Genomic DNA, 19,764 nt, shown 5'->3' with positions numbered 1-19,764 from the left:
AGGCCCCGCTGCGGACGGAGGCCCGGTTGCGGCCGATGCGGTCCATGGAGGATGGTTGCCGTAAGGCAACGATGTTTCCGTCTTGACGATGAGGTGAGGGGTTCGCGCAGCGGGCCTTCGATGTTTGGTTCCTTCCCCGCAGATGACATCCGGTTCGCCGGCAACGGGCCTCCCGTGGAATGAGGCCCCGCACCCCGTGCTCGCGGCCGATCCCCGTGCCCACGTGGTGTTCGCCAACGACGCGGCCCGACGGGTGTTCCCGCAAGCCCGCCCGGGTGCGGCCCTGGCCGACGTGGTGCCCGCCTGGTTGGCGACGGCGCACGCGCGACACGTGGCCGACGCCGTCCCCGCGGGACGGCCGGCGACCGGGGCGGACCGGCCCGCGCAGGGTCCGGTGGGCGCGGGGTCGTTCGAGGCCCACCCGACCGTCCGCGACGACGGCACCGTGGTGTGGTGGCTGGTGGACGACACCGACCACCGGCTGGCCCGGGAGGCCCTGCGGACGGAACAGGAGCGCACGGCGTTCCTGGTCCGCTCCTCCAACCTGCTGCTGTCCTCCCTGAACCTGGACCGCTGCATGGACACCACGGCGCAACTGGCCGCGGAGCACCTCGCGGACGCGGCCCTGGTGATCGCCCCCTCGCGCGGCTCGGAACTGCCGGTCGTGAGCTGTGTCCGCGGCGGTGCGCCCTCCGCGTCGCTCCTGGCCGTCGATCCCCAGGAGGTGCCGGGCCTGGCGGAGGCGCTCCAGGGATTCCCGCCCGCGCCTTCCCGCTGGATCGATTCCGCCTGCGCTCCGGCCTGGCTGGTCCCGGAGGGCCTGGACACCGTGGGCTCCATCGTCGTGACCCCACTGCCGGGCCACGGTGTGCCGGCCGGCGCCCTGGTCCTCCTGCGCGCCACCGGCGCCGCCGCCTTCACCGAAGGCGAGGAGGTCTTCGCGCGGCTGTTCGCCGCCCGCGCAGGCGCGGCGATGTCGGCCGCACGCCTGTACGCGGAGCAGGCGTCGATCACCGACACCCTGATGCGCGAGCTGTTGCCACCCGCCCTGCACCCGGTGGCCGGAGTGGAGTACGCGGGCGGCTACCGCCCTTCGAAGGAGCACGAACGGGTGGGCGGTGACTTCTACGACGTCCACCCCGCCACCGACGAGAAAGACGCCTCGCTCGTGGTGCTCGGCGACGTATGCGGGAAGGGCCTGGAAGCCGCCGTCATGACCGGGAAGATCCGCAACACGCTGCATGCCCTGCTGCCCATGGCGGACGACCACCACCGGATGCTCAGCCTGCTCAACTCCGCCCTGCTGAACTCCGAGAGCACCCGGTTCGCGACGATGGTGCTGGCCTCCGCGGCACGTGACGGAAACTCCGTACGGATGCGGCTGACCAGCGCCGGCCACCCCGCTCCGCTGGTCCTGCGCTCCGACGGCCGGATCGAGGCGGCTGCCACGCACGGCACCCTGGTCGGAGCGCTCCCCGATTTCTCCGCCGAGACGGCGTCGGTGACGCTGGCGCCGGGCGATGCCTGTGTCCTGTACACGGACGGGATCAGCGAGGCCCGCGGCGGCCCGTTGGGCGGGGCGATGTTCGGCGAGGAGCGCTTGCGCCGGGCCCTGTCCGAGTGCGCGGCCATGCCCGCCCAGACCGTCGTCGACCACGTGCAGATGCTCACCACCCAGTGGGTGGGCCGCGGCCGGCACGACGACATGGCCATCGTGGTGATCTCCGCACCCCGCACCAACCACCTCAGTGCGGTGGACGGCCACACCCGGGGCAGGTTCACCGCATGAGTCTTGAGCACGGGGTGACCCCCCTCACCCGCACGGACGCTCTGGTCGAGCGCGTGTGGGAAGCAGTCATGGCCCTCGACGAACCCGCCGCGGTGCGGGCCGTCCTGCGGGCACTCGACGACGGCCTCGACCCGGAGGCCGTCCTGATGGAGGTGATCGGCCCGGTACAGGGACGGGTGGGCGAGGAATGGGCCGCCAACCGCATCAGCGTCGCCCAGGAACACGCCGCGACCGCCATCAACGACCGGGCCGTGGCGGCGCTGGCAGTGCACCCCGCGGCGCGGACGCGGCCCCGCCTCGGCCGGATCACGGTCGCCTGCGTCGACGGCGAATGGCACGCCCTGCCCGCCCGTCTGCTCGCCGAGGTCCTGCGGATCCGCGGCTGGCACGTCGACTACCTCGGCGCCCAGGTGCCCGCTCCGCACCTCATCGCGCACCTGCACCGCACCGGCCCCGACGCGGTGGCCCTCTCCAGTTCCATCCCCACCCGACTCCCCGTGGCCCACACCACGATCACCGCATGCCAGGCCGTCGGCACCCCGGTGATGGTCGGCGGAGCCGCCTTCGGATCCGACGGCCGCCATGCCCGCCTGCTGGGCGCGGACGCGTGGGCCCCGGACGCCCGCACCGCCGCGGACGATCTCGCCCGCGGACCGCTGCCCCGGCCCAGACCGGCCCACCAGGCCATCGACGACCTCCCGCACCTGAAGGACCAGGAGTACACGCTGGTCGCCCGCAACCGGCCCCGCCTCGTCCGCGAGGTCCTGGCCGAACTGGAGGAGGCCTACCCCGCCGTCCGCGACTACACCGACGCGCAGCGCGAACGCACCGCCGAAGACCTCTCCCACATCGTGGAGTTCCTCACCGCGGCCCTCTACACCGACGACGAGGAACTGTTCGGCGGCTTCCTGCTCTGGACCGCCGGCGTCCTGAACGCCCGCGGAGTCCCCTCCGCCTCCCTGCTGCCCGCCCTGACGCTGCTGGGCCGCCGCCTCGTGGACTTCCCCCGGGCCGTCGCCATGCTCCGCGCCGGCGCCGACCGCCTCACCCACACCCCTCCGACCGCCGCCGGGACCGCTCGATGACCAGCTCGCCCTCCACCCCGCTCCGCGTGTCGTGCCGCCACGCCGAGGACGCCCTCCGCATCGAACTGCGGGGCGACCTCGTCCACCGGCACGCGGACCTCCTGGTCCAGGAGGTCCGCCGCGCACTGGCGGACCTCGGGGCGCCTTGCCAGGTACGGCTGGACTGTACGGGCATGACCCGCGTCGACCCGAGCGGCTTGTCGGCCCTGCTGATGGTGCGTCGCGACACCGATGCGGCCGGCGCGGCACTGCACCTCGACGGGCGGCCCCAGCAGCTGGAAGAGCTGCTGGAGCAGACCGGCACGCTCGCGCACTTCACGGCGGGCGCCGGCGCCCACACCCCCCGGACCCGCCCCGCGCAGGAGCCCGCCCCCACCCACGCCCCCACCTCCTCCACCGCGCCGCACCCCACGGCCTGACGCCGATGGACGGGCCACCGTCGGCCACTGAGCGGTCTGCGGTCCGCGGTCTGCGCGGTGCGCGAATGGCGGTACAGGAGCACCGTCGTGCCGGCCGGTTGCGGTCTTGTCCACATCAGGGCGTGCGGCGGCACGGCAATCGCACCTGCGAGGAGTACCGTGACAGGGGTCGGCGGACGCGTTGCCGGCCGAGAAGCTCTGTTGCCCGGCGCGTCGCGCCTCCGGTACGCCCTGACCAGCCACCCCCCCCGGCTGGGTCAGGGCCCGGCCCCGGCCAGCCTCCCCCCCCGGCTGGTCGGGGCCCCTTCGTGTGCGTCCCCGCGCCCGGGGACGATCCCGGCTCCGGGGCTCCGCCGACCCTGGGGCAGTGGTGCGGGGCCGCCGCGGTCCGCGGCGGTGTCAGAGGTCCTGGATACGCCGGAACGGGCGGTCGGCCTCCAGCTGGAACGCGACCTCCAGAAGTTTGCGTTCAGCGCCGGGGCGGCCCGAGAACATGACGCCGATGGGCAGCCCGCCCTCCGTCGCGCTCGCCGACGGCACCGAGATCGAGGGCGTGCCGACCACGTTGTCGACCGGTGTGAACGCCACGTACGCGAGGATCCGCTCGATCAGGGTCGGGTAGGGAACGGCCGGGCTGAGCCGGCCGATCGGCGGTGTGGTGTGGGCCAGTACGGGCGACAGCATGAGGTCGAGCCCGCGGAACGAGGCCGCGTACGCCTCCCTGGTGCGCTTCAGCCTTCGCAGCACTCCGGGGGTGCGCCGCCAGTTGCGCAGGTACTCCTCGCGCAGGCCCCGGCTGAGGCCGTCCATGCGGCGCCGGTCGAAGTCCGCGCCGAGGGTCCGGCCCGTGACGCCGATGAGGAAGGACAGCATCCCCCAGTACGCGAGGAAGTCGTCGGTGAAACTCGGATCGATGGCCGGCTCCACGGGCTCCACGCTGTGGCCGAGCCGCTCAAGGGCGGTCACGGTCTGGGTGACGGCCGCGCGCGTCGCGGGGTCAGAGCGGACTCCGTTCGGGGAGTCCGGCAGGAACCCGATGCGCAACCGTTGTCCCGAAGGTCCTTCGACCAGGCCCAGGGGCGGCAGAGCGGGGCTGCGCCGGTACCTCTCGGCGGCGGCGAGGAACGCGGCGGCGTCCCGCACGGAGCGGCTCACGATTCCGTCGCAGACCAGGTCGAGGGGCAGTTGACGGCTCTGGGCGTTCGCGACGACCCGGCCCCGGCTCGGTTTGAGGCCGACCAGTCCGCAGCAGGCGGCCGGTATCCGGATCGAGCCGCCGCCGTCGTTGGCGTGTGCGATCGGCACCGCTCCGGCCGCCACGAGGGCCGCGCTGCCGCCCGACGAACCGCCCGCCGAGTACCCGGTGTGCCACGGGTTGCGCACCGGTTCGGCGCCCTCGAACTCGGTGGTCGGACTGAATCCGAACTCGGGCAGCCGGGTCTTGCCGAGGACCGTGACGCCGCTGCTCAGGAACTGTCGGGTGAACGGCGCATGCCGCCGTGCCGCGCTCGGACGGAAGGCCGCGCTGCCGTGCCCGGTGGGCAGGCCGAGGTAGTCGGTGTTGTCCTTCACGAAGGTCGGCACCCCGGCGAAGGCGCCGTCCGTTGCGGCAGCGGGCGCCGGGCTGTCGACGTGTGCTTGGACCGCGCCCAGCCGCCCCTCGACCGCCCGTACCCGCTCCAGGGCGGCCCGGGCGGCTTCGGCGGCGGACACCTCGCCCCGCCGGATCGCCGCGGCGAGACCGACGGCGTCGTGCTCCCCCAGGGCGTCGTCCGTGAAGGCGTGCACGACGGCCCGTTCCCCGAAAGTGGCCTGCTCGTCGAAACTCGTCACCGCTGTCTCCGCCCCCGGTTTCGTGGATGGTCGCCGCCATCATTCCTTACCGTCGGGTAACAAGCGAGGGTTTGGCAGCCGGCACCGCTCACCGCTCACCGCTTGTCGCGTTCGAAGGTCAGGAGCAGGTCTGCCGCGACGCTCACGGCGATGGCGGCGGGTTCCTTGCCGGTGATCTCGGTCATCCCGATCGGGGTCTTGATCCGGTCGATGGCGGCGGCCTCGTGGCCGCCCTCGGTGGTCAGGCGGTGCCGGAACCGCGCCGCCTTGGCGGCCGAGCCGATCAATCCGATCGAGCCGAGTTCGGCGGTGCGCAGGGCGGCGTCGCACAGTGCGGCGTCCTCGGCGTGGTCGTGGGTCATGATCAGGACGTGCGTCCCGGGTGCCAGCTTGCCGAGCACGTCCTCCGGAAGCAGCGGTGTGTGGTGTACGTGGATCTGGGCCACCGCATCGGCGAGCACGCCGAGCCGCTCGTCCGCGAGCTGCTCGGGGCGGGTGTCGATCAGGTGCAGATCGAGGTCGTGGCGGGCCAGGATGCGTGCGAGCTCCCAGCCGACGTGCCCGACGCCGAAGATCGCCACCGCCGGGACCACCGGGAGCGGTTCGAGCAGTACGCTGACGGTTCCGCCGCAGCACTGCACGCCGTGTGGGCCGGTGACCTTGTCGTTGAGGGCGAACTCCATCAGCTCCGGTTGCGGATCGGGCACTGCGATCACCTCGCGGGCACGGTCGATGGCGACGGCCTCGATGTTCCCGCCGCCGATCGAACCCCAGGTCGCGGTCCGTCCCACGACGAGTTTGGCACCGGCCCTGCGGGGCGCGTGGCCGCGCACGGTCGCGACGGTCACGAGCGCGCCGGGTTCCCGGCGGGCTCGCAACCGCGCGACCGCGGCCACCCAGCTCATGTCAGGCATGGATCGAAGTGCTCGTGTCGATGGCAACCTCGCGGCCGTAGCGGGCGTGGCCGCCGCGTCGGACGTCGCCGCCGCGGGCCGCTTCGATCGCCCAGTACACCGCCTCCGGCGTGGCGGGCGAGGCGAGTTCCACACTGACTCCGGCCGGTCCGAAGGCCGCGGCGGCCTGCCGCAACGCTTCCCGCACGGAGAACGCCAGCATCAGCGGAGGCTCACCCACCGCCTTGGACCCGTAGACGGCGCCCTCTTCGGTGGCGTTCTGCATCAGCGTGACGTTGAACTCCTCGGGCATCTCCGAGAAGCTCGGCAGCTTGTAGGTGCTCGCGGCCTGGGTCAGCAGCCGGCCGCGGCCCGGCCCGTCACCGCTGTCCCAGCGCAGGTCCTCAAGCGTGAGCCAGCCCGCGCCCTGTACGAAGCCGCCCTCGACCTGACCGATGTCGATCATCGGGGAGAGGCTGTCGCCGACGTCGTGCACGACGTCCACCCGCCGGATGCGGTACGCGCCGGTGAAGCCGTCCACCTCCACCTCGGTCGCGGCGGCGCCGTGGGAGAAGTATTTGAACGGCGAGCCCCTGAACGCCTTCGCGTCCCAGTGCAGGCCCTCGGTCCGGTAGAAACCGGCCGCGGACAGCTGAACCCGCTGGAAGTACGCCGTGCGCACCAGATCGTCCCAGGCCAGCTCCGTCTCGTTGCCGAGGACGCGCGCGACGCCCTCCACGATGCGCACGTCCGAGGCGTTCGCGCCCAGTCGGGTGCCGGCCACCTGCAGCAGCCGCTCGTGCAGCTGCTCGCAGGCGTTCTTCACCGCCGCACCGTTGAGGTCCGCCCCGGCGCTGGCGGCGGTGGCGGAGGTGTTGGGCACCTTGTCGGTGCGCGTCGGGGCCAGGCGCACCTTGTGCAGCGGGATGCCCAGCGTGGTCGCGGCCACCTGCAGCATCTTGGTGTGCAGGCCCTGGCCCATCTCGGTTCCGCCGTGGTTGATCAGGACCGAGCCGTCCTTGTAGATCAGCACCAGCGCGCCGCCCTGGTTGAAGGCGGTGAGATTGAACGAGATGCCGAACTTGACGCCGGTGATGGCGAGGCCCCGCTTGGTATTCGGGTGCGCGGCGTTGAAGGCCTCGATCTCGCGCCCCCGATCGGCCAGACGGGCGCCGTCCTTGACCTGCTGCCAGACGGCGGAGATCCGTTCGGGCTGGCCGACCTGCTGTCCGTAAGGTGTGAACTGGCCCGGCCGGTAGAAGTTGCGCTCCCGCAATTCCATCGGATCGAGGCCGAGCAGTGGCGCGCACCGGCCCATGATGTCCTCGATCACCAGCATGCCCTGCGGCCCGCCGAACCCGCGGAAGGCGGTGTTGGAGACCTTGTTGGTCTTGGCGATGCGGCCGGCGACGCGCGCGTGGGGAATCCAGTAGGTGTTGTCGATGTGGCACAGCGCGCGGGCGACCACCGGCTCGGACAGGTCCAGGCTCCAGCCGCCGTCCGCGGTCAAGGTGGCGTCCAGGGCCTGGATGCGGCCCTCGGAGTCGAAGCCGATCTTCCACGTGGCGTGGAACCCGTGCCGCTTGCCGGACATGGTCAGATCCTGGGTCCGGTTGAGCCGCACCCGGACCGGCCGGCCGGTCAGCTTCGCGCCGAGCGCGGCGACCGCCGCGAATCCGTGCGGCTGCATCTCCTTGCCGCCGAAGCCGCCTCCCATCCGCAGGCACTGGACGGTCACTTCGTGGCTGTGCAGGCCGAGCACGTGCGCGACGATTTCCTGTGTCTCCGAGGGATGCTGGGTGCTGCTCTGGACGAAGATCTGCTCCGCCTCGTCGACCAGGGCCAGTGCCGCATGCGTTTCGAGGTAGAAGTGCTCCTGATCGGAGAACCGGAACTCGCCGGTGAACACGTGCGCGGAGTCGGCGAACCCGGCGTCGACGTCACCGGCCAGCATCACGGGCCGGGCGCCGTGGAAACTGTCGGCCGCGATCGCCTCCTCCAGCGTGATCAGGGAAGGTCGTTCGTCGAGTTCCACCTCGACGGCCGCCGCACCGAGCCGGGCCGCCTCCAGCGTCTCGCCGAGCACCCAGGCGACCGCGTGGCCGTGGAACATGACCTCGTCGGGGAAGAGCGGTTCGTCGTGCTTCATTCCGGCGTCGTTCACACCGGGTACGTCGGCACCGGTGAGCACGCGCACCACACCGGGCACGGCGAGGGCGGACTCGGTGCGCAGCGCGATGATCCTGCCGTGGGCCTTCATGACCTGGACCGGGTACGCGTGCAGCACGTCCTTGGTGCGGTGGACCAGGTCGTCGGTGTAGAGCGCGGTGCCGGTGACGTGCTGGGCGGCGCTCTCGTGCGGCATCGGAACACCGACGACGGGCTTTTCGGGACGCTGGGACAAGTGGCTCATGACGGCACCGCCTCGGTGGTCTGTGCGTACAGCTTCAGCAGGCTCTGGCCGAGCATCGCGGAGCGGTATCCGGCGCTCGCGCGGTGGTCGTCCATGGGAGTGCCCTGGGCCCGCAGCATCCGGGCCGCGGCCTCGACGGTCCGCGCCGCCCACGGTTTGCCCTCCAGGGCCCTCTCGGTGGCGAGGGCGCGGATCGGGGTGGCGGATACCCCGCCCAGGCCGATGCGTGCCTTGCGGACGGTTCCGTCCTCGATGTCGAGCGCGAACGCGACGGCCACGCTGGAGATGTCGTCGAAGCGCCGCTTGGCGATCTTGTGAAAGGCCGCGACCGGCGACAGCGGCAGTGGGATGCGCACCGCGCGGATCAGCTCGCCGGGACGGCGTACGCTCTGCCGGTATCCGGTGAAGTAGTCGCAGAGGGGGACCTCACGCTCGGCGTCGGCGCCGGCGAGTACGACTGACGCCTCCAGCGCGAGCAGTGCCGGTGCGCTGTCACCGATGGGGGAGCCGGTACCGAGGTTGCCGCCGAGGGTGGCACTGTTGCGGATGAGTCGCGACGCGAACTGCGGGAACAGGCCGGCAAGCAGCGGGACGCTGCCGTCGAGGCGCCGTTCGATCTCGGTGAGGGTCAGCGCCGCGCCGATATCGATGTGGTCGGATTCGACGTGCAGCTCCCGCAATTCGGGCAGACGGTCGATCGCGACCACGCAATTCGCCCGGCGGGAGCGGATGTTCACCTCCACGCCCCAGTCGGTGCTTCCGGCGACGACCACCGCGTCGGTCCGCTCGCGCAGGAGCAGCAGCGCATCGGCCAGGGAGCCCGGCCGCAGGAACGTGCCGCCGTCCTGGGAGTATTCGGTGGCGACCGGCTCGGGCGCGGGTTGCTCACGGCGCTGGGCCAGGGGATCGTCCTCGGTGGGCGAACCGACGGCGAACGCGGCGTCGCGGATCGGGCGGTAGCCGGTGCAGCGGCACAGGTTTCCGCTCAGCGCGTGCAGGTCGAAACCGTTCGGGCCGTGCTCGGGGTCACTGCCACCGTCCGAGTCCGACTCCGACTCCGACTTCGAGTCCGAGTCCGAATTCGCGCAGCGGTCGGGCCGGTAGTACTCGGCGGCCATGCTGCAGACGAATCCCGGTGTGCAGTAACCGCATTGGGATCCGCCGCGGACTGCCATCTCCTCCTGCACCGCGTGCAGTGTCGACGGCGTTCCGGGCTCGCCGGCCGTGGCGAGACCCTCGGAGGTGATGACCTCCTGACCGTCGAGCGCCGCGACCGGGACCAGGCACGCGTTGACCGCTACCCAGTCGGTGGGCTTGTCCACCCCGGGACGGGCCACCAGGATCGAGCAGGCGCCGCATTCACCTTCGGCGCACCCTTCCTTGGTGCCGGTGAGGCCGCGCTCGCGCAGAAAGTCCAGCACCGTGGTGTGGGGCTTCACGGGTGAGATCGGTGCTTCTTTCCCGTTGACCGTGATCCGCGCCGCTACCATGGCACGTCCTCGTTTCGGTGCGCGGTGGAACTGGTCGTCCTAGTCGCCATGTCAGGAGCCTTCTGTTTCGGTGGCGCAGCTCCAGAACCCGGAGTGCGCGCGTCGGCACGCAGACGGGTGCCGAGGCGGTGACAGGAATTGCGAGGTGCCGGGGCCGCGATCGGGCACACCGGGGGAGGGGCTGGGCTGCTAGCAGCCGTGTGCGACACGACCCGGAGCCCAGGCGACCTGGTGGGCGGGGCGAAGCAGGTCGGAGATGGTCGACATCCGATTTCGCCCCCTTCCATCAGCTCACGAGTCGGTGCGCCCGAAGCTACGTCGCCGCAGGTCCATCGGTCAAGCCGCCGCGCGGAGCCCGTGAGCCATGCCCACCAGGCCGCATTCCGGGCCCGCGTACCCCCCGCGGGGGCCGAGCCGACGAAGACGCAGGGCTGCACGTGGTCGACCTGCGCGACCTGCTGCCCTTCGACGACGGTGAGTTCGACGACGTGGTCGCGTCACCGGTGTTGCACCGATCGCATCGCGCGTGGCGCCGTTACGGGTGCGCCGGTCCGCCCGTCACTTCTTGTCCGGGGCGGCCTCCGCGGTTCCCGCAGGAGGTCGCTGCGCCATCCGCGGCCCGCTGAACGGGCGGGGTGTCGGCGCCCAGCCGGGCGAGGGCCCGGGCCGTCGGGGTGCCGGGGGCCGGCTGGTAGACGATGAGCTGCTGGCCCGGGGCGGCGCGGACGTCGAAGGACTGGTAGGTCAGGGTCAGGGGGCCGGCCACCGGGTGGTGGAGGTGCTTCGCGTCCTGGGTCTTGGCCAGTACGTCGTGCGTGGTCCACAGGCGGGCGAAGTCCGGGCTCCGGGCCGTGAGGGTACGGACGAGGTCGCGCAGGCGGGGGTCGTCCGGGGCGATGCCGGTGGCCTCGCGCAGGTGACCCGCCGTGCCCCGGGACGCCGAGTCCCAGTTCGTGTAGAAGTGCCGGGCCGCCCGGTCGAGGAAGACCATCCGGGCCAGGTTGTCCGCCGGCGAGAACGGCGAATGCAGGGCCCGGGCGGCGGGGTTGGCCGCCAGGACGTCCAGGGCGGAGTTGACGACGAACGCCGGGGAGCCGGAGAAGCCGTCGAGGAGTTGCAGCAGCCCCGGGTCGACCTGGTCGGTCGCCGGGCGGTCGGCCGGCGAGGAGCCGGCCAGGCGGTGCAGGTGGGCGTGGGCCTCCGGGCGCAGCCGCAGGGCGTGCGCGAGCGCGTCGACGACCTGCGGGGAGGGGTGGCGCTCGCGGCCCTGTTCCAGGCGGGCGTAGTAGTCCACGTTGACGTCGGCCAGGACGGCGACCTCCTCGCGGCGCAGCCCGGCCACCCTGCGCACGCCGCAGCTCGCCATGCCGACGTCCTGCGGCCGCAGGGCCGCCCTGCGCGCGTGGAGGAACTCTCCGAGGGCACGGTCCGTCGAGGTCGTGGTCATGGTCATGGCCACAGGTTAGGCCGTGGGGACGGGCGCTGCCTGGGTGCGCCGCACCCAGGCAACCCGCGTCCTGGTCCGCCGAGTTCGGCTCGCGAAGACTCGGTAGGGCAGGACGGACCTGCGCCCGTCGTCGAGGAGTAGGGCAGGCATGAGGAACGAACCCAAGGTCGTGGCGATCACCGGAGCGAGCAGCGGGATCGGGGAGGCGGCCGCCAGACGGCTCGCCGCCGACGGACATCTGCTGCTCCTCGGGGCGCGGCGCACGGAGCGGCTGGAAGCACTGAGCGAGGAGATCAATGCGGCGGGCGGGACCGCGGCGTTCCGGCGGCTCGACGTCACGGACGCCACCGACGTACGGGACTTCGTGGCCGCGGCGTGCGAGCGGTACGGACGGCTGGACGTGATGGTCAACAACGCCGGAGTGATGCCTCTCTCCCCGCTGGATGCGCTCGCGGTGGACGAGTGGGACCTGATGATCGACGTGAACGTACGGGGAGTGCTGTACGGGATCGCCGCCGCCCTGCCCGCGATGCGCGCCCGGGGGACCGGACACATCGTGAACATCGCCTCCGTCGGCGCCTACGAGGTCGCGCCCACCGCGGCCGTGTACTGCGCCACCAAGTTCGCGGTGCGAGCGATCTCCGAGGGGCTGCGGCAGGAGTCCGACGGCCGGATCCGGGTCACCCTCGTCTCCCCGGGGGTGACCGAGTCCGAACTCGCCGACCACATCTCCGATCCCGTGGCGAGGGAGGCCATGAAGGCCTACCGCGCCGTGGCGCTGCCCGCCTCCGCCGTCGCGGAGGCCATCGCGTACGCGATTTCCCAGCCGCCGGAGGTCGACGTCAACGAGCTCGTCGTCCGTCCTGCGGCGAGCGCGCAGTGACCGGCCCGGCCGCTTGCGACGGTCTTCTCCGCCGGCCGCGGTGAACTCGTCAGGTTTTCCACCCTCAAGGTGTTCCGTCATCGCGGGGTGACCCCGGATGCGGACGATCACCCTGCCGGGGGCTCGGGATCGGCCGTCGTGATCTCGGGCTCCAAGCCCTGGGCCGGGGTGGTGCGCCTGCGGCCGATGTCGCTGCGCCACGCCTCGAAGGCGAAGGCGGTGGCGGTGACCACCGCGACGCCGAGCAGCCAGCCGCCGACCACGTCGCTCACCCAGTGCACGCCGAGCGCGACCCGCGTGAACCCCACGCCGATCACCGAAGCCGCTGCGAGGACCCACGGCAGCGGCCGCCAGGCCCGCGGAACCAGGGGGAGCAGCACGAGCAGCAGCACGGCGCAGGACGTGGTGGCCGTCATGGCGTGTCCGGAGGGGAAGGAGAACCCGGGCGCGTGGGCGACGGGATCGGGCAGGTGCGGCCGGGCCCGCTCGACCACGTTCTTCGCCAGCAGGCCCACGAGCCCCCCGGTGGTCGCCGTGCAGGCGGCCCAGGCGGCCAGCCGCAGGGCCCGCCGCCAGAGCAGCCACACCACCACGGCGGCCACCAGCAGGCGCATGGTCAACGGACCCCAGACGACCTGTGTGAGGAACTCCAACACCCGTACCCAGGCGGGATGTCCGAGGACATGGCGGTGCAGCCGCTCGGCGGCGCCCTGGTCGAGCCGGTGCAACGGAGCCCACCGCGACTCCACGAGAACCAGCGCGAGCGAGAACGGTACGGCCGCCACGGCGGTGGCCGCCGACGTGATCGCCAGGCGCGCCCCGAACCGGGCATCGGGCCCCTTGCGGCGGCTCATATCCCGGGATCCTTCGTGACCGGGTCGGTCACCCCCGCCCGCACGGCTTCGAGCTGCGCGGCGAAGGACAGGCCCAGGAAGAGGGCGAGCGAGGTCAGGTACGACCACAGCAGCAGCGACATGAACGCGCTGAGCGGCCCGTACACGGTCGTGAACGAACTGCTCGCCCCGACGTACAGGCTCAGCGCCCAGGTCGCACCGAGCCACAGCACCAGGTAGACGCCGGCGCCGAACGCCAGCCAGGTGTACCCCGGCTGCGTACGACGCGGCGAGCGGCGGAAGACGGCGCTGGTGGCGGCGACCGCCAGCAGGATCCCGGCGGGCCAGCGCAGGACGTCCCACACCCGGTGCGTGGCCGCGCCGAGATGATAGGTCTCCGTCATGGCCACGCCCAGATCGGAGCCGAGGACGGTGACCGAGAAGGCGAGCCCGAGGGGCAGCCCGGCCAGCAGTGCCATGACCAGCCCGCGGCTGTACTTGTGGAGGAACGGGCGGTCGCGCTCCACGCCGTAGATGCGGTTCGCGCCGCGCTCCACCTGGCACATGCCGGTGGTGACGTTGGAGATCGAGAACAGCAGGCCGAGCCAGAGGGCCGCCTCGCCCCCGTCCCCGGCCTGGCGGCGGCTCTCGCGCAGGGCGTCGTCCACGACGCCCTGGCTGGGGCCGCTGACGATCCGGCGGATCGTCAGCTCGGCCATGTGCCCGATGTCCTCGGTGTGCAGTACTCCGGACAGGCCGATGAGCGCGATGGCGAGCGGCAGGATCGACAGGACCGTCTGGAGGGCCAGGGCCCGGGAGTGGCTGAACCCGTCGGCGTAGCGGAACCGGATGAAGGAGTCCCGTACCAGGTTCCAGCCGCCGTGGCGGCGCAGCGCGGCCCATGCCTCCTCTCCGGAGAGGTCCTCGCCGCCCTCCTCGCCCTTCGTCCTCAACTCGGCTTCGGCCGCCTCGACTTCACAGCGCGGTGGTACCCGTGTGGCGGTGCCCATGACGTTCCTCCCCTCTCCGTGGATGTTCGCGCGGGCGGACGGGGTCAGTCCCCGGCGGCGAGGGCGGCCGCCCCCTGCGCCCCGTCGGTGACCGCCGGGCGCTCCGTACCGTCCGCCGCCGGCACCTCCGGCGTGCCGTCGCGCACGGGCGCGGGCAGGCACACCCGCAGCGCCCCCGGCTCGACCTCGGCGGTCACCGTCCTACCGGCCGGGAACGCGTCACCGTCTAGCTCGCGCGGCTGGGCACGGGCGAAGCGGAGCTCGATCCGGGCCGCGCTGAAGTACTCCAGCGCCCCGTGTGCCGCCCGCCGCCCGGAACCGCCGGGAGCCGGCCGGGCCGACCCGCTCTTCGTACGGGAGGCGAGGTGACCTGCCGCCGCCAGCCATCCACCGGGTCCGCGGGGGTCCAGCAGCACCAACTCCAGCCGGCCGCTGTCGGGCCGTGCGTCGGGGAGGAGCGGCAGCCCGCCCTGCAACGAGCCGACGTTGCCGATGACGGCCATGCGGGCCCGCCGCTCCAGCGGGGCGCCCCCGTCCAGCCGGATCGACAACCGCATCCGGGGATCGCGCAGATGGCGCAGGGCGGCAACGACGTACGCGACCCAGCCCAGGCGCTCCTTGAGCCGGTCCGAGGCGTCCCGCACCATGGCCGCGTCGAAACCGGCGCCCGCCATGACCACGAACCTCGTCGGCGTCAAGCCGTCGCCGTCGACGCGGCCCACGTCGAGCCCGACGCTCTGACCGGACAACGCCCCCTGCAACGCGGCCGCCGGATCGGACGGCAGTCCCAGATTGCGGGCCAGGAGGTTGCCGGTGCCGCAGGGCGCGATCGCCAGGGGGATCCCGGTGCCGGCCAACACCTCGGCGCAGGCCCGTACCGTGCCGTCCCCGCCGCACACGACCACCAGCGAGGTGTCCGCCTCGGCCATGTGCGCGGCCAGCGGGCCGCACGGCTCGTCGGCGGAGGTCTGCGCCCACACCTGGTCCGCGTACCCGTGGCGGCGTAGCACGGCCCGCACGCTCGCCGCCGTCTCGCTGCCGCACGCGTGCGGGTGACGGACCACCACGACCCGGCCCCGCGGCGTCCCGGACGGCTTCCCGCCGCCCCCGCCGGGCCGCACCGCGGGCACACCGCGACGGGCCGTCGGCCCGGGTGCGGCCCCGGTGCCCGGCAGCAGCGCGTACCCGACGACGAGCAGGGTGCAGGCGCCGTTCAGCAGCCCCGCCACCACGTCCGAAGGGTGATGCATGCCGCGGTAGACCCGGGAGCCCGCCACGGCCAGCGGGAGCAGCAGGAGCAGACCCACCACGACGGTGCGCCGGGCACCGCGCAGCCGTGCCGCCGCGAGCACCGCCAGACCCCCGAAGAGCGCCACGGAGGCCCCGACGTGCCCGGAGGGGAAACTGGACGTCGGCGGCGCCCCGTCCAGGTGGGGCACATCGGGCCGGGGCCGCTCCACCACCATCGTGACGAGCACGAACACGGCGGACTGCGCGGCGACGGAGACCGCCAGGAACGCCGCCTCGCGCCACCGGGGCGCGTGGGGCACGCACAGCAGTGCGACGCAGGCCAGAAGCGTCAGCACGATCACGCTCCCCGTGCCGGCCAGCAGGGACGCGGCATCCGAGAAGGTCGTGGCGGGCACACCGCGCCCGGCGGCCAGAGCGCGGTTGAGGCCGTCCTCGGCGGACAGCGGCCACCGGCCGGCCAGTGGGCCGGTCACCAGCAGGCCCAAGCCCGCGACGCCCGCCGCCTGGAGGGGCAGCAGCAGAAGGAGACGGCCGGGTCTGATGTCCGCGTCGTGTGCGTTGCTCATTGACGGCGTGTTACCCGGTAGAGCCCGGTCATGCGTACACCGCCACCCGCGGACGCCGCCGCACATGAACCTCCCCGCCGGCCAGGCAGCCCCTTCCGGCAGACTGTGTCCGGCAGAGCTCGGCCGAGCTGCCAGGACGCGAGGGGGAGTGGGGACGTGGGAACGGAGCCGGCTGGGGGCACGGGGACGAAGGACGTGGGGGACGGTGACGCCCACCTGATCTCGGCGGTCCGGGGCGGGGACGCGGAGCTGGTGAGGACCTTGCTCCGGGATCACGGCAACTTCGGGGACCGGGATCGGGCGTTCGCCCTGGCGGTCCGGTCGTACCGCGGACACATCGCACAGTTGCTGCTCCAGAACGGTGCGGATCCCTCCCAGTGCGCACCCGACGAGCTGCTGCCGCTGCGCGAGGCGGTCGAATCGGGTTCGCCCGCGCTGGTCGACGCGCTCCTGCACGGCTCGATCCGGGGACGTCACCCCGAGTCCGAGCTGCAGGACATGCGGGACCTCGCGCGCCACTGGCACGAGGCAGGGGTGGAGAACGAAATGCGGCGTCGCACGGGGTCCCAGGACGCCGCCACCCGTACCCGGCTCCAAGAAGACCAGTACGACAGCATCGAGGAGTTCACCCTCGGCGGCATGCGCGTGCGGGACGGGCACGGGGCGATCCTCACGCACCTGGAGGAGCTGCTCGGCATCCGCACCTCGTTCGAGGGGCTGATGGACCGCGCCTTGCCCCATGCCCGCCAGGACCACCCCGCCTGGGGGAGCGCCACGATGCAGCTGGCCAACCGGCGCGACCAGGCGACCTGGACGGCCGCCGAGGCGCTGCGGACGCACCCGGACCCCGCCCACCGACTGTTCGGCGCCGAGGTCCTGCGGCTGACCCATCTGTTCGACGACAGCGACGAGGACGCGTACGCGGTGCCCGCCCTGGACGTCTTCATCCACTGGTCGGGCGAGGAGACGGACGTCGCCGTACTCACCGAGGTACTGGTCGCTCTCGCAGAACACTGCGACCTTCGCGCGGAGGCGGCTCTCCTGCCGTACACGGTCCATCCCGACGCCCGGGTTCGGCGTGCGGTGGTGGGGGGGTTCAGCGACCTGGGCTCGCCGCCGGCCTTCTCCGGCGACGCTCGCGCGGCGTTGCTGCGGCTGATGGCCGATCCGGACGCAAGGGTACGGAAGGCCGCTTGCCACAACGTTGCCGGGGGCAGGGACCACGATCCCGTCTTCGCGGAAGCCATGGCCGCATTGCTGGACGACCCGGACCGTCTGGTCCGGCTCTCGGCCGTCTACGGACTCGCCCTCCACAACGACGAGCGGTGCGTGGAAGCGGCACGCCTCCTCGGCCCGGCGCGGCCGGGTTCCGAGGAGGAGGAGGGCTACCTCGACGCGGTGTGGCGCTACGAGTGGCGCCGCGACGGCCGCTGACACCTGCGCCCTCCCTGCCGTCGTGCACGGACCGAGAAGCACCCGGGTGGGTGACCAGCGGCGGGCAGCGGCGAGGTTCTGCCCTGGTCGGTCGAGTCGAGCAGATAGACCGGTGGGGAGGCGGCGATGAGTTTTCCCGGCCCGGGGAGTCTCATCAGCGTTGTCGACAGCCCAGGAGGAACAAGTGGCCCAGCTGCTGAGAGTCCAGAACTTCAACGTCTCAAGCGATGGGATCGGCGCGGGTGCCGATGAGGACCAGAGTCTGGAGAATCCGTTCGGTCTCCCCGGTGCCGAGAGGCTGTTCGGATGGGCCGGCGCCACCGCGAGCTGGCCCATGCGCACCGCCCCCGGAGGGAGCCGGGGTCTCGACGACTACTTCACGCGGGACTACGCACGCAACATCGGCGCCGAGATCATGGGCCGCAACAAGTTCGGGCCCCAGCGCGGGCCCTGGCACGACGACGAGTGGCGCGGCTGGTGGGGGGACGAGCCCCCGTTCCGCACCCCGGTGTTCGTCATGACCCACCACCGGCGTCCGTCGTTCACGCTCTCCGACACGACGTTCCACTTCGTCGACGGCGACCCGGCCACGGTCCTGGAGCAGGCGCTGGAGGCCGCGCAGGGCAAGGACGTCCGCCTCGGCGGCGGGGCGACCACCATCCGCCAGTTCCTCGACGCCGGCCTCGTCGACACGATGCACGTGGCGGTCTCGCCGTTGAAATTCGGGTCCGGAGTACGACTGTGGGAGTCCCCCGATGAGCTGCTCGACCGGTACCACCTGGAGGTCGTGCCCAGCCCGAGCGGCGTGACGCACCACCTGTTCTGGCGAAGGTGACCGGACCTCGCGGCCGGCCCGGCCGGTTCCTCCGGCTCCCGGAGCCCGCTCGGCCGGGTTCAGGGCGTGCTCGGCACGGAGCGGCGCAACAGGTGTGGCGCCCTCGCCGGTCCGGGTGTGTCCGCAGCCCCGATGCCTGCCCCCGAGTGCGGTCAGCAGCCGGCTGAGCCGGGTGCCGCGCCGAGGGTGAGGGTGGCCGGGGCGGCGCAGCAGCCGCCACCGGTCTCCTGTGCGGGCGCGGGGTCGTCGAAGAGGCCGGCGCCTGCGCAGACTCCGGTTTCGGGGAGGGTGAGTTCGACGCGTTCGGCGGCCTCGTGGTCGCCGGCGAGATGGGCGGCGATGGAGCGGACCTGTTCGTAGCCGGTCATGGCGAGGAAGGTGGGGGCGCGGCCGTAGGACTTCATGCCGACGAGGTAGACGTCCTTCTCCGGGTGCGAGAGCTCGCGCACGCCGTGCGGGTAAACGGTGCCGCAGGAGTGCTGGTTCGGGTCGATCAGTGGGGCGAGCGCGACCGGAGCCTGGAGGCGCTCGTCCAGGTCGAGGCGGAGTTCGTCGAGGAAGGTCAGGTCGGGGCGGAAACCGGTGAGGGCGATGACCTCGTCGACGGGGTCAAGCCGGCGGCCGTCATCCCCGCTGAGGACGAGCCGTCCGCCGGCGTCTCGTTCGACGGTGTCGGTGCGGAACCCGGTGACGGCGTCCGCGTACCCCTTGTCGACGGCCGCCTTCGCGGCGAGGCCGAGGGCGCCGCGAGCGGGGAGCTGGTCGGCGTCACCGCCGCCGAAGGTGGAGCCGGAGATGCCCCGGCGAAGGATCCACAACGCACGAGTACCCTTGCCGTCCTCGTCCCCGGCGAGGGCGGCGAGGTGGGCGAGCGCGGTGAAGGCCGAGGCGCCCGACCCGATCACGGCGGTGCGCTTGCCCGCGTACCGGGCGCGGGCGGTCGGGTCCTTCAGGTCGGGGACGCGGTAGGCGATCCGGTCGGCGGCGGACTTCTCGCCGAGGGCGGCGAGTCCGCTGCCGCCGGCGGGACCGGGGGTGGACCAGGTGCCGGAGGCGTCGATGACGGCCCGAGCGAGGACGCGCCCCTGGTGTCCGTCCGCGCCCTCGTAGTGGACGAGGAAGGGCTGAGCCTCACGGTCGGCGTCGACGATGCGGTCGCGACCGGCGCGGGAGACGCCGGTGACGCGGGCGTCGTAGCGGACCTTGTCGCCGAAGAGGTCGGCGAGGGGCTGGAGGTAGAGGTCGGTCCACTCCTTGCCGGACGGGTAGGAGGCCGGGTCGGGCCCGACCCAGGCGGTGGGCGCCAGGAGCCTTTGGGCGGCCGGGTCGACGACCTCGCCCCAGGTGGAGAAGAGGCGGACGTGGGCCCAATCGCGCACGGCGCCGGCCGCGGTCGGGCCGGCTTCCAGGATCAGGGGCTCCATGCCGCGGTCGATGAGGTGCGCTGCCGCGGCCAGGCCGACGGGGCCCGCTCCGATGACGAGGACGGGCAGGGCTTCGGTGGATCCGTTCACGGCGGTGCTCCCCGGTTGATTCGACGATTGTCGATGTCCTGACGGCTTCAGCCTGCACCTTGCATCGAC

At 72.7% G+C, this 19,764-nt stretch carries 15 protein-coding genes; 6 read left to right on the top strand and 9 right to left on the bottom strand.

What is annotated here, in order from left to right; translation table 11 throughout:
• Positions 1-142 precede the first annotated feature (142 nt).
• The 3 genes from AB0M92_RS31860 to AB0M92_RS31850 are packed head-to-tail and all read left to right on the top strand — an operon-like array spanning position 143 to position 3,293.
• The gene (locus tag AB0M92_RS31860) at positions 143-1,789 is read left to right on the top strand and encodes a PP2C family protein-serine/threonine phosphatase (protein WP_366105799.1); all 1,647 of its coding nucleotides are present in this window, start codon (positions 143-145) and stop codon (positions 1,787-1,789) included.
• Positions 1,786-2,874 (top strand): cobalamin-dependent protein, encoded by a 1,089-nt coding sequence (locus AB0M92_RS31855; protein ID WP_366105798.1) that lies wholly within the window; start codon positions 1,786-1,788, stop codon positions 2,872-2,874. The genes AB0M92_RS31860 and AB0M92_RS31855 overlap by 4 nt, the downstream gene beginning before the upstream one ends.
• Positions 2,871-3,293 (top strand): STAS domain-containing protein, encoded by a 423-nt coding sequence (locus AB0M92_RS31850; RefSeq protein WP_366105797.1) that lies wholly within the window; start codon positions 2,871-2,873, stop codon positions 3,291-3,293. The genes AB0M92_RS31855 and AB0M92_RS31850 overlap by 4 nt, the downstream gene beginning before the upstream one ends.
• A gap of 399 nt (positions 3,294-3,692) precedes the next feature.
• Here the strand turns inward: AB0M92_RS31850 and AB0M92_RS31845 are convergent, their stop codons facing one another.
• The 5 genes from AB0M92_RS31845 to AB0M92_RS31825 form a co-directional block, all read right to left on the bottom strand.
• Positions 3,693-5,126 carry an amidase gene (locus tag AB0M92_RS31845; RefSeq protein WP_366105796.1) on the bottom strand — a complete coding sequence of 478 codons (1,434 nt, stop codon included), beginning with the start codon at positions 5,124-5,126 and terminating at the stop codon, positions 3,693-3,695.
• Positions 5,127-5,221: 95 nt separating this feature from the next.
• Positions 5,222-6,031 carry a xanthine dehydrogenase accessory protein XdhC gene (gene xdhC, locus AB0M92_RS31840; protein WP_366105846.1) on the bottom strand — a complete coding sequence of 270 codons (810 nt, stop codon included), beginning with the start codon at positions 6,029-6,031 and terminating at the stop codon, positions 5,222-5,224.
• A 1-nt stretch (position 6,032) separates the two neighbouring features.
• Positions 6,033-8,432 (bottom strand): xanthine dehydrogenase molybdopterin binding subunit, encoded by a 2,400-nt coding sequence (gene xdhB / locus AB0M92_RS31835; RefSeq protein WP_366105795.1) that lies wholly within the window; start codon positions 8,430-8,432, stop codon positions 6,033-6,035.
• Complete coding sequence (locus AB0M92_RS31830) at positions 8,429-9,922, bottom strand: FAD binding domain-containing protein (protein ID WP_366105794.1); 1,494 nt, start codon at positions 9,920-9,922, stop codon at positions 8,429-8,431. Before AB0M92_RS31830 ends, xdhB begins: the two co-directional genes overlap by 4 nt.
• A 535-nt stretch (positions 9,923-10,457) precedes the next feature.
• On the bottom strand, positions 10,458-11,375 hold the full coding sequence (locus AB0M92_RS31825) for a helix-turn-helix transcriptional regulator (protein WP_366105793.1): 918 nt from the start codon (positions 11,373-11,375) through the stop codon (positions 10,458-10,460).
• A gap of 142 nt (positions 11,376-11,517) precedes the next feature.
• On the opposite strand from AB0M92_RS31825, the gene AB0M92_RS31820 reads away from it, so the two are divergent.
• On the top strand, positions 11,518-12,252 hold the full coding sequence (locus AB0M92_RS31820; protein WP_366105792.1) for an SDR family oxidoreductase: 735 nt from the start codon (positions 11,518-11,520) through the stop codon (positions 12,250-12,252).
• A 107-nt stretch (positions 12,253-12,359) separates the two neighbouring features.
• Here the strand turns inward: AB0M92_RS31820 and AB0M92_RS31815 are convergent, their stop codons facing one another.
• The 3 genes from AB0M92_RS31815 to AB0M92_RS31805 are packed head-to-tail and all read right to left on the bottom strand — an operon-like array spanning position 12,360 to position 15,912.
• On the bottom strand, positions 12,360-13,106 hold the full coding sequence (locus tag AB0M92_RS31815; protein WP_366105791.1) for a phosphatase PAP2 family protein: 747 nt from the start codon (positions 13,104-13,106) through the stop codon (positions 12,360-12,362).
• Positions 13,103-14,095: a YihY/virulence factor BrkB family protein gene (locus tag AB0M92_RS31810; RefSeq protein ID WP_366105790.1), complete on the bottom strand. Its 993-nt coding sequence runs from the start codon at positions 14,093-14,095 to the stop codon at positions 13,103-13,105. The genes AB0M92_RS31815 and AB0M92_RS31810 overlap by 4 nt, the downstream gene beginning before the upstream one ends.
• 44 nt (positions 14,096-14,139) lie before the next feature.
• On the bottom strand, positions 14,140-15,912 hold the full coding sequence (locus tag AB0M92_RS31805) for a diacylglycerol kinase family protein (RefSeq protein WP_366105789.1): 1,773 nt from the start codon (positions 15,910-15,912) through the stop codon (positions 14,140-14,142).
• A gap of 156 nt (positions 15,913-16,068) precedes the next feature.
• Between AB0M92_RS31805 and AB0M92_RS31800 the strand changes: the two genes are divergently transcribed.
• Complete coding sequence (locus AB0M92_RS31800) at positions 16,069-17,346, top strand: HEAT repeat domain-containing protein (RefSeq protein WP_366105788.1); 1,278 nt, start codon at positions 16,069-16,071, stop codon at positions 17,344-17,346.
• A 184-nt stretch (positions 17,347-17,530) separates the two neighbouring features.
• On the top strand, positions 17,531-18,181 hold the full coding sequence (locus tag AB0M92_RS31795; protein WP_366105787.1) for a dihydrofolate reductase family protein: 651 nt from the start codon (positions 17,531-17,533) through the stop codon (positions 18,179-18,181).
• Positions 18,182-18,333: 152 nt separating this feature from the next.
• On the opposite strand, the gene AB0M92_RS31790 is transcribed toward AB0M92_RS31795, so the two are convergent.
• Positions 18,334-19,695, bottom strand: a complete 1,362-nt coding sequence (locus tag AB0M92_RS31790) for an NAD(P)-binding protein (RefSeq protein WP_366105786.1) — start codon at positions 19,693-19,695, stop codon at positions 18,334-18,336.
• Between the last annotated feature and the right edge of the window lie 69 nt (positions 19,696-19,764).

Source organism: Streptomyces sp. NPDC051582, from assembly GCF_040681715.1.
GTDB lineage: Bacteria > Actinomycetota > Actinomycetes > Streptomycetales > Streptomycetaceae > Streptomyces.
This window is presented reverse-complemented; position numbering and strand designations above follow the sequence as displayed.